Origin of the sequence: Arthrobacter sp. 2YAF22_2 (genome assembly GCF_052114645.1) — a bacterium.
GTDB lineage: Bacteria > Actinomycetota > Actinomycetes > Actinomycetales > Micrococcaceae > Arthrobacter.
The window spans coordinates 1-2,766 of record NZ_JBFRFD010000481.1; the positions used below are offsets into that span (position 1 = coordinate 1).

Consider the following 2,766-nt stretch of genomic DNA (forward strand, 5'->3'; position numbering starts at 1 on the left):
ACGGCATGACGGCATGCCTCCGTTGACGTTGAGCGTCTCGCCGATGACGTAGCTGGACTCGGCCGAGGCGAGGAACACGTACGCCGGCGCCAGTTCGGCCGGCTGCCCGGCACGGCCCAGCGGCGTCTCCTTGCCGAATTCCGGCAGGTCCTCGGTGAGTTGGCCCCCGGTGGGCTGCAACGGCGTCCAGATAGGGCCGGGCGCCACCGCGTTGACCCGGATGCCTTTGGGCGCGAGTTGCTGGGCCAGGCCCTTGGTGAAGTTGTTGATCGCGCCCTTGGTGGAGGCGTAGTCCACCAGCGTCTTTGACGGACTGTACGCCTGGATGGAGGTGGTGTTGATGATGGTCGATCCGGCGGGCAGATGCGGGAGGGCCTCCTTGGTGAGCCAGAACATGGGGTACACGTTGGTCTTGTACGTGTGGTCGAACTGGACGTCGTCGATGTCGCCGAGCGATTCCTGCGCCACCTGCTTGCCGGCGTTGTTGACCAGGATGTCGAGGCCGCCGAGTTCCCGCACGGCGGTCTCCACGAGGTCCCGGCATACCGCGGAATCCTTCAGATCGCCCGGAACCTTGACCGCCTTCCGGCCCGCCTTCTCGATCAACGCCGCGATCCGGCTGGCGTCCTTTTCCTCCTCCGGCAGGTAGGACATCACGACGTCGGCGCCCTCGCGGGCGAACGCGATCGCCGTTGCGGCGCCGATGCCGGAGTCCGCGCCGGTGACGAGCGCCTTGCGGCCCTCCAGCCGGCCAGTGCCGCGGTAGCTGTCCTCGCCGAGGTCAGCCTTGGGCGTCATCTCGGCGTCCAGACCGGGTTCCGGCTGGCTCTGCTCGGGCGGTTCGATCTGCGGGTACGCCGTAACGGGGTTCCTGAACGTGTACTGGTCAGTCATAGTTCTCCTCCGATGGTTCGTCCGAATGGATGCCAACACGCTAAGCATGCTTAGTATTAGCCTAGCCACGGTGGGGGACTGTGTGCAACGGGTGCGCCGGACTCCCCGTTTCCGGAGTCCTCTTGACACAATGGCCAGCATGCAGCCCCCGGACCCGAACCTTGCGCCCGTTCCCGCCGTCGACCTCCGGATCAGCATCCAGGGCAGCGAGCCGGAGATCTGGCGCCGGTTACTGCTCCCTGAAACGGCCACCGTCCCGCAGTTCCACGAAGCCATCCAGCGAGCCTTCGGCTGGCAGGACCGCCACCTCTACGGCATCCGCTGCGTAGACCGGCACGGGACGCCCCGCATCATCGTCGGCCCCGACGAAGCGGTGGAGGACTCCGGCGCGGAGCCGGCATCCGGCGTCGTGCTGTTCGAACTGCTGGACGCTGCCGGTCCGGCGCCTGAGCTGTTCGAGTATGAATACGACTTCGGCGATTCCTGGACTCACACGGTGGAGCTGGTGGGGCCAGCCTGGGTTCCCGAGGGGACTATCAGCTGTCTGGAGGGCGCCAACCGCGGGCCGGTGGAGGACTCCGGCGGCCCGGACGGCTATCGGAACCTGGCCAATGTGCTGGCGAACCGGCGGCACCCGGAGTTCCACGACGCAGCAACCTGGTTTGAGCAGGTCACCGGCGAACGCGCCTCGGCGTTCGACGCCGGTGCCTTCGACCGCGACGCCGTCAACCGGGACCTCGGGCGGCTCAGCCTGCAGCTGTGGCCGCAGCCGGTCACCGCCGCCGAGCGGAACGCGGTGCTGCGTCCGATCCTCTGGTTCCTGGAAAATGCCGCGGGGGAGGGGCTGGAGCTGACCAAGGACGGGTATCTGAAGCCGGCCATGGTCCGCCGCACACTCGAAGAGCTCGGCTGGCACGACGAGATCATGGGCAAGGGCAACCGCGAAATCAACGCCATGGACGTGCTCAACCTCCGCCTGCGCCTGCTGGACTGGAAACTGCTGCGCAAGCGCAACGGCAGGCTGCTGCTCGGCGCCATGGGAAAGCGCGGGCTGGCCGAGCCCGACGTGCTCTGGGACTACATGGTGGACATCATCGCTTCCCCGCAGCACGACGCCGTCAAGCTCATGACTAGGCTCTCTGCCCACTGGCTGGTCCAGGGATTCGCGCCTTCATACTCCTTGCGCGACGAGGTCACCATCGCCGCGCTGGAGGCGTCGGGCTTTGTCAACCGGTCCGGGGCGCCGATCCCGGAGGAGTGGGTGTGGGACCTTGACCGCAAGGTGCGCGAGTCGATGGACTGCCTGCAACTCACGGACGCCGGCCCGCGGTTCCGGACTCGGAAGGCGGAGCCGACCGACGGCGGCCTGAAGTTCCTGCTCGAGGTCCAGGCGCGGCTGGGGGACAGGTAGGCGGGCGGGGCGGACCCTCCCGGGCTGCGCCTTCCGGGCGCTGGCCGTCCGGCCGGCCCCGTGAATGTGACCCACTCCATAGAAGTCCGACGCCAGCCGACTCGCCTTCTGCGAGCGGCTTTGGGGGCTGGTTTCCTTGTGTTTCCGGGGTTTTTGGTGGGTGGGGGTATCGGTGGGGGCCGATTTGTGGGGTCCGGGTTTGGTGTGTAAAGTAGTTCGAGTCGCCGCCGCTGAAGCGGAAAGATAGCGACCGACCCCCTYGATAAACGGCCTGGAAAACGGCGCATTTTTGGTGCGYTGAAGACCGGGCGGGGGCCTGTTCCCGGACCGGGTGATCGCGGAAACGCTGATTTGCYTGGGGGTCTGGATTCGGGTAAGTTTGAGAAGTTGCTCCGGAGCGATCCGCGGCCCTGTGGGGTTGYGGTGGTGCCGGGTGTGTCTGTTGTTTGAGAACTCAATAG

General features: G+C 66.8%; 2 protein-coding genes. One reads left to right on the plus strand and one right to left on the minus strand.

Features of this window, described 5'->3' with window-relative positions; genetic code table 11:
- On the minus strand, nucleotides 1-894 hold an 894-nt coding region (locus AB4Y86_RS16180), incomplete at its 3' end, for a glucose 1-dehydrogenase (protein WP_441403199.1).
- 139 nt (nucleotides 895-1,033) lie between these two features.
- Here AB4Y86_RS16180 and AB4Y86_RS16185 point away from each other — a divergent pair.
- A complete protein-coding gene (locus AB4Y86_RS16185; protein ID WP_441403200.1) occupies nucleotides 1,034-2,305 on the plus strand; it encodes a plasmid pRiA4b ORF-3 family protein in 1,272 nt (423 codons plus the stop codon).
- The last annotated feature ends 461 nt before the right edge of the window (nucleotides 2,306-2,766 follow it).